This window comes from Pseudogracilibacillus amylolyticus (SeqCode) (assembly GCF_051918545.1).
Lineage (GTDB): Bacteria > Bacillota > Bacilli > Bacillales > Amphibacillaceae > Pseudogracilibacillus.
Window position 1 is genome coordinate 1 of record NZ_JBPPZG010000182.1, and the last position, 7928, is coordinate 7928.

Here is a 7928-nt window from a genome sequence, read left to right on the forward strand (position 1 = left end):
GATGGAATTATTAAGTGTCGCCATGTTGATTGTCATTTCTACTTTTGCGTTAGATTTTATTCATTCGGATCGCAGTATTTTTAAAATCGTCGATTTGGATGAAGCCTGGTCCTTCCTGCAAGTTGCACAAGGGAAAACACTTTCTAATAAATTGGTTCGTGCAGGACGTGCCATGAATGCTGGTGTCTACTTTGTTACCCAGAATGCAGATGATCTAACCGACGAAAAATTAAAAAATAATATCGGTGTGAAGTTTGCTTTCCGTTCCAGGGATATGACAGAAATTAAGAAAACTCTTCAATTCTTTGGTGTAGATTCGGAAGATGAATCGAATCAACGACGCTTACGAGAATTAGAAAACGGTCAATGTTTAATTCAAGACTTATATGGACGTGTCGGAATTATTCAAGTTCATCCTGTCTTTGAAGATTTATTTCATGCTTTTGATACGCGTCCACCGACACAGGAGAAGAAAGGTGGCGATTAATTTGAACAAACAAAAATGGAAAAAGATTGTCTTAACGGTGGTACTTATTGGTACTGCCGTTTTTCTATGTCTTCTTTTACTTGGAACATTTGCCCAAGCTGCTGGATTAGTTGATGATACGGTATCGGAAGACAATCTGTATTCCAAATACCCACTTGACCATTACCAACTCGATTTTTATGTGGACACAGGTTGGGATTGGCTGCCATGGAACTGGAACGATGGAATAGGAAAACAAGTCATGTATGGGCTCTATACGATTACAAATTTTATCTGGATTATTAGCTTGTATTTGTCTAATGCAACAGGCTATTTAATCCAACAAGCTTATTCTCTCGATTTCATTTCACAAACGGCAGACGCTATCGGGAAAAACATGCAGACATTAGCTGGGATAACGGCAAGTGGTTTCAGTAGTTCGGGTTTTTATGTAGGTTTCTTGCTTCTTTTCATTTTAGTGATTGGAATTTACGTGGCATATACAGGATTAATGAAACGGGAAACGACAAAAGCCATTCGGGCGCTCCTAAACTTTTTAGTCGTGTTTATTTTGTCGGCTTCTTTTATTGCCTATGCCCCAACGTATATTGCTAAAATTAATGACTTTTCGGCAGATATTAGTCAAGCTAGTTTAGATTTAGGTACTAAAATCTTGATGCCGAATTCGAGTAGCCAAGGAAAAGATAGTGTCGATATGATACGGAATAACCTCTTTTCTATTCAAGTGGAACAGCCGTGGATGCTATTACAATTTGATGATTCGGATAAAGAAACGATTGGCGAAGAACGTGTTGAAAGCTTAGTTTCTATCAATCCTGATACGAATAACGGGAAAGATCGTGAAGATGCTGTCAAAGCAGAAATTGAAGATCACGACAATAAAAATTTAACGATTACGAAGACCACTACACGTTTAGGAATGGTCTTCTTTTTATTTCTATTTAATATTGGAATATCCATTTTCGTGTTTCTTCTATCGGGCATTATGATTTTCTCGCAAATTCTGTTTATTATCTATGCCATGTTCTTACCCATCAGTTTTTTACTGTCGATGATACCCACCTTTGAAAACATGGGAAAACAGGCAATTATGAAATTATTTAATGTGATTATGCTTCGAGCAGGAATTACATTGATTATTACAATTGCCTTTAGCATTTCATCCATGCTTTACAGTTTAACAACGAGTTATCCGTTTTTCTTGATTGCTTTTTTACAGATCGTGACGTTCGCAGGCATTTACATGAAACTCGGTGACATTATGAGCATGTTTAAACTGCAAAGTAATGATTCGCAACAAGTTGGACGTCAAGTCATGCGTCGTCCTTACCGAATGTTCAATCGTGGCAGCCGGCGATTACAGCGAACAATTGGACGCAGCCTTGGGGGTGCAACAGCTGGAGCAACGGTTGGGGCAATGGTTGGAAAATCAAAGCAAACAAAAAAGGGTTCGTTCTCTCCCCTACGTCCATTGCAACGGTTAACATCGGCTACAAAAAATAACAAAGAACGGCCAACTGATCGCACGAAATCAACATCTTTAAGTCAGAAAATGGGTCAAGTCACAGGAAAAGTACTTGGTGCGAAAAGTCAGTTCCGTGCGAATATAGATCACCGCAAAGAACAACTACGTGATTTACCTACTACTGCTCAATATGCGGTGATGCAAGGAAAAGAACAGCTTACAAAACCCGCCCGTGATTTTAAAGAAGGCATGAAGCAAGCAAAGGAAAAGAGACAAAAAACAGATGCAGACCGTCAAGCAAAACATCGCCAAACCATCGCAGATAGGCGGCAAGCATTGGATAAAAAACGTCCCCCTTCTCGAAAGACTGCTAGTTATGAACGACCAGTCACGCATGATGTCAATGAATCCGCACATCAAGATAGATTAAAGAACCCAACTGTTCAACAAAGAGAAAAGACAAGACCTGTCGCAAAAAGCGAGCATATGAAGCAATTCAAATTACAACGACAGTTATCGAGTCCAGACAGAAAAGAGCATTTTACAGATAATCCCAAACAACCTGTTAAAAAAGAAAACCGATCTCCTAATGAAGAACGTTCTCGACCAAAAAATAGTCGGAAAATCATTAAGCGTCCCTCTAAACCTTTGAAACGTGCAAATCAGAAACAAATTAGTAAGCGTCCAATCCATGCAACTAGGAGGAAACGCTAATGAAAGTCATGAGATTAAAGGTTATGTTAATTGCCGGGGGATTAGGTTTTCTTGCTTTTTTAGGGCTATTAGCATTTGTAGCTATTTTTATATCAAATGAAGAACATTCATCAGATAGCGGGGATTTCATCCATGATATAGGTAATGTATCGGTCTCTGAAGATGTGTTAAAACATCAGCCAATGGTAGAAAAGTATGCACAAGAATATGGAATTAGTGAGTATGTCTCTACTCTACTTGCGATTATTGAAGTGGAAAGCGGCGGTAAATTGCCAGACGTAATGCAGGCTAGTGAATCGTTGGGATTACCGCCTAACACATTGGATACCGAAGCTTCGATTCAACAAGGAACAAAATACTTTGCAGATTTATTACGTTCCGCAAAAGCAAACGGTATCGATGAGAATACAGTCATTCAGGCTTACAACTATGGCGGTGCTTTTATTGATTATGTCGCAAAACAAGGAAGCTCTTACTCTTTTAAATTAGCTGAAAGCTTTGCGAAGGAACGGTCAGGGGGCAGTAAAGTCACTTACTCTAATCCAATAGCCGTAAAGAAAAATGGTGGTTGGCGGTACCGTTATGGCAATATGTTTTATGTCGATTTAGTGAGTCAGTATTTTATTTCGCCTCAATTTGCTGATGAAATGGTTCAGATTGTCATGAATGAAGCATTAAAATACGAAGGGTTTCCTTATGTCTTTGGTGGAGATAATCCAAATACTTCATTTGATTGTAGTGGACTCACGCAGTGGAGCTATCGGAAAGCTGGGATTAATTTGCCCCGAACAGCACAACAGCAATATAACGTAACTGAGCATATTCCTCTTTCAGAAGCAAAACCTGGGGATTTAGTATTTTTTCATTCTACGTATAACGCGGGAACGTATGTCACGCACGTTGGGATCTATGTTGGAAACAACCAAATGTATAACGCAGGTGATCCGATTGGTTATGCGGATTTGACGTCTTCTTACTGGCAAAAACACCTAATAGGAGCTGGAAGGATTAAACACAATAGAAAGGGTTAGATAAAATGAAGGGATTATTTAAAAAGCAAGACAAGCAAACGAAAGAAACAAAACCTAAAAAAATAAAAGTAAAGACAGTTGGACCACATAAAAAGTCAGTGATGTTTTTATGGATAGTCCTCATTGGAAGTCTTGCCTTTGGAATCTATAAAAACTTTACAGCAATTGATCAACATACCGTTCATGAAAGAGAAATCATTGAAACTAAGATCATGGATACGAATGCGATTGAGAGCTTTACGAAAAACTTTGTGAAAGATTACTACACATGGGAAAATGAAAAAGATTCCATTGAACAACGGGCGGAAAAGATCAGTCACTATTTGACAGGGGAATTACAAGCTTTAAATATCGATACCGTAAGAGATGATATTCCTACTAGTTCCAGCGTAGGTAATATTGATATCTGGTCAGTATCACCAGAAAGTGATAATACCTATGCGGTTGTTTATTCGGTAGATCAAAAAATTACGGAAGATAAAAATAGCGAAAGGGTTCGATCCACCTATCGAATCTTACTACATCAAGATAATATAGGAAATTTAGTTATTATACAAAACCCTACCTTATGGAGCACACCGAGTAAATCAGATTATGAGCCACAACAACCTGAAAGTAATGGAACAGTCGATTCCGATATTATTCAAGAAGTGACAGAGTTTTTGGAGACATTCTTTACATTTTATCCCACCGCCACTGATAAAGAACTTGCTTATTATGTAAAAAATAATGCCTTACCACCAATTGGTAAAGATTATCTATTTTCAGAGCTAATCAATCCAGTATTCCAGACAGTAGATGATCAAATAAAAGTATGGGTTACTGTTAAATATATTGACGAAGTAACAAAGGCTTCACAGTTTTCACAACATATACTTACGTTAGAAAAAGATACAAATTGGATGATTGTAGAATAAAAATTTTTATTTAAAACACCGCGACTTGTTCTTACTGCTTGATTAAGTCGTGGTGTTTAGTAATGTTTTGTTATATCAATAAATATATTACTCCATTAAAATTCATGTATTAATTATCAAGTCTTGAAGTAACTTACTTTATATCTTCATTTTCATTTTCTTCAACAATAGAAAAAACTTCATTCATATCTTCAATATTGAGTGCCTGAACAATTTTTTCTAAATGTTCAAACTGAATTCGCGGCCTTTTTATATGAAAAATATGTTTTGTATTGACAAATTTTTAAGAACGTATACAATGTGACTAAATAGGCATAAAAAGTCATGAAGTCATAAATATTAAAAAGGAGAGTGTTTTTTTTGAAAAGAGGATTTTCAGAAGAAGAAAAAAGGCAAATTAAAATGCAATTAATCGCGGAATTTAAAGAGGGATTAAAACATAAAAACATTTCCGAAATAAGTGTTGATTTTTTAGTGAAACAGGTAGGTATTTCAAAAGGGTCATTTTATAACTTTTACGAATCAAAAGAGTTTTTGTTTGTAGATGTAGTTAATGATGTTCAGAAAGAAATGGTTAATAACCTTTATGTTATATCAAAAGAACATGATGGTTCACCAAAAGAATTATTAAAACAAATGATTTATTCTTTGTATAAGCACGTAGAAGATTACCCATGGGTTCAGCGTTTATCAAGTATAGAGTATGAAAAGAGTATCAGGAAATTACCAAGTGAAATTAGAGAGGCATTAATTAAAGAAGATCAGATAGATATTAGCGATATATTCAAACACTTAGGTGTTAAACCAGCATATTCCATTGAAGATACAACGCTTCTGCTACAAATGTTACTTTTTTCAGTTTTCTCTAGAGAACAGTTTGGAGAAGACTTTGAAAGAGCGTTTAAATTATTAACTGATGCAGTTGTAGACAAAGTGATTGAAAGTGAGGAGTTTACGAATGAAAAAAATAGTTGAATTGAAAAACGTCTCAAAAATTTACACCATGGGGGAAACAAAAGTTAAAGCAGTTGATGACATGAGCTTTTCAATTAATGAAGGGGAATTTGTGGTTGTTTTAGGAGCTAGTGGAGCTGGAAAAACAACTGTACTGAATTTATTAGGAGGAATGGATAAACCAACTAAAGGAGAAATAATCGTTGAAAATCAAAATATTGATCATTTATCGGATAAAAAATTAACAGTATATAGAAGAAATAAAATCGGATTTATATTCCAGTTTTATAACTTAATAACTAATTTGACAGCTAAGGAAAATGTTGAATTTGCGAGTGTATATAGTAGAGATAAACTTGATCCCGAAGATATATTAAATCGTGTAGGTTTAGGTGAACGTTTAGAAAACTTCCCTTCTCAATTATCGGGTGGTGAACAACAGAGAGTAGCTATTGCTAGAGCTATTGCTAAAAACCCTACTTTATTATTATGTGATGAGCCTACAGGAGCTTTAGATTACCAAACTGGAAAAGCCGTTTTACGCTTGTTAAGCCAAATACATCAAGAATACAAAAAAACGATTATTTTAATTACTCATAACATTGCACTAGTAGATATAGCCGATAAAATTATAAGAATAAAAAGTGGAAAAGTAGAAGAAATCAAGCTGAATGAAAATAAAAAAGATATTGAAGAGATTGAATGGTGAATGCTATGAAATATTTTTTCAAAAAATTTAGGAGAGAGATATCAGGAAGTCTTGGTCAGTTACTTGCAATTATTATTGTAGTTGCAATTGGAATTTCATTTTATGTAGGCTTATCTTATGCATATGATACGTTAAATCAGTCGATTGATAAGGAGTATTCTAAATCTAATTTACCTGATTATTGGTTGACTTATAATAATATCGACTCTCAAGGAATAAATGAAATTAAAAAGAATGAAAACATCAAATTTGCTGAAGGTAGAATTCAAATGAATGCTATCTCAGATAGTGATAAAGAATTACAAATTAATTCATTTGATGAAGAAAATAACCTTAGTAAACCAAGAATTATAGAAGGGTCTTATCCAATTAAAAATGATGAGATTGTTTTAAACAGTTCATACACTGACAGTAATAACATACAAATTGATGACATTATTGATGTGGACTTGGGTAAAAAGTACAATCTAAAAGTAGTGGGAACCTTCGAAAGTGCCGAATATATGTATTTTAATACAAATCCTACCCAGCCAGTGCCAGACCATAAAAAAATGGGAATAGGTTTAGTCTCCACAGATTTCTTTGATACTATTCCGATTGAATACAACCAGGTTTTAATCCAATTTAAAGACAACGAAGAAAGTGAGTCAACAATAGAAAACATTATCAATTCAACAAATGAATATGATTTACTAGCAAGTGTTGAAAAAAAGGATAGCATGAGTTTTAGTATGTTAAAGAATAGATTAGATATCGTGAGTAATATGAGAAATATTCTACCAGTCATTTTTATTTTAGTAGCTTCTGCTATTACCTTTATTAGTATGTCTAGACAAGTAACCAATCAACGAAGCCAAATTGGCATTATGAAAGCTCTCGGATTATCTGAAAGAAAAATATTATTAAATTTCTTATTCTATCCATTTTTTGTAGCAATACTAGGCACTATATTAGGGGCAGTTATCGGTGTTAGCATATTTCCCAAAATAATTATTTCTACTTTTTCTATTTTATTTGTTTTACCACCATTAAGTCAGTCTAGCTATCTATTATATATACTGGTTGGTTTTATGGTTACATTATTATTTGGGGCTCTTGCCACCTATTTCTCATGTAATAAAATTCTTAAAGAAGTACCTGCATCCGCCTTACGTCCTTTGCCACCAAAAAAGGCAAAAAAGAACTTGTTAGAGAGTGTGAAATTCATTTGGGAAAACCTTTCTAATACTAAAAGATTAACAATCCGAAATATTTCAGTTAATAAACGTCGCTTTTTACTAAGTGCACTAGGTGTTATTTTTTGTGTTAGTTTAATGATCGGGTCATTAGGATTACGTTTTGGTTTGTCTGAAATTATTTCATCAGAATTTGAAAAATTCAGAGACTATGATATGAATATTGTCTTGAAAGAGCCGACTCAAGAGGAAAATTTACCTGACTTTCAAGATAATGATTTCAATAGAATAGATTTCCAGAGCATGATGCCTGTACAATTTGAAAATGAATACACGAGTTTAAATATTATTAATGAAGACTCACAAAGTCAAGTATTATGATGCTAGTATAGTTTCATGGACACATCTAAGTTAAATTTATACAATGACTTTTAAGGAGGATGTGTCCGATGAGTAAGAAAAATAATGGGAAACGG

At 34.6% G+C, this 7928-nt stretch carries 7 protein-coding genes; all 7 read left to right on the plus strand.

Features of this window, described 5'->3' with window-relative positions; translation table 11 throughout:
* A partial coding sequence (locus ACPYKA_RS16380) for an ATP-binding protein (RefSeq protein WP_479543290.1) occupies positions 1–487 on the plus strand: 487 nt, incomplete at its 5' end.
* Complete coding sequence (locus tag ACPYKA_RS16385; protein ID WP_479543291.1) at positions 438–2666, plus strand: CD3337/EF1877 family mobilome membrane protein; 2229 nt, start codon at positions 438–440, stop codon at positions 2664–2666. The genes ACPYKA_RS16380 and ACPYKA_RS16385, both read left to right, overlap by 50 nt.
* Before the next feature lie 8 nt (positions 2667–2674).
* Positions 2675–3697, plus strand: coding sequence for a bifunctional lytic transglycosylase/C40 family peptidase (locus ACPYKA_RS16390; RefSeq protein WP_479543296.1), 1023 nt, complete (start codon positions 2675–2677; stop codon positions 3695–3697).
* 5 nt (positions 3698–3702) lie between these two features.
* On the plus strand, positions 3703–4614 hold the full coding sequence (locus tag ACPYKA_RS16395; protein ID WP_479543292.1) for a conjugal transfer protein: 912 nt from the start codon (positions 3703–3705) through the stop codon (positions 4612–4614).
* Between the two features lie 360 nt (positions 4615–4974).
* Positions 4975–5589 (plus strand): TetR/AcrR family transcriptional regulator, encoded by a 615-nt coding sequence (locus tag ACPYKA_RS16400; RefSeq protein ID WP_479543293.1) that lies wholly within the window; start codon positions 4975–4977, stop codon positions 5587–5589.
* Complete coding sequence (locus tag ACPYKA_RS16405) at positions 5573–6277, plus strand: ABC transporter ATP-binding protein (protein ID WP_479543294.1); 705 nt, start codon at positions 5573–5575, stop codon at positions 6275–6277. Before ACPYKA_RS16400 ends, ACPYKA_RS16405 begins: the two co-directional genes overlap by 17 nt.
* Before the next feature lie 5 nt (positions 6278–6282).
* A complete protein-coding gene (locus ACPYKA_RS16410; protein ID WP_479543295.1) occupies positions 6283–7833 on the plus strand; it encodes an ABC transporter permease in 1551 nt (516 codons plus the stop codon).
* Positions 7834–7928: the final 95 nt, after the last annotated feature.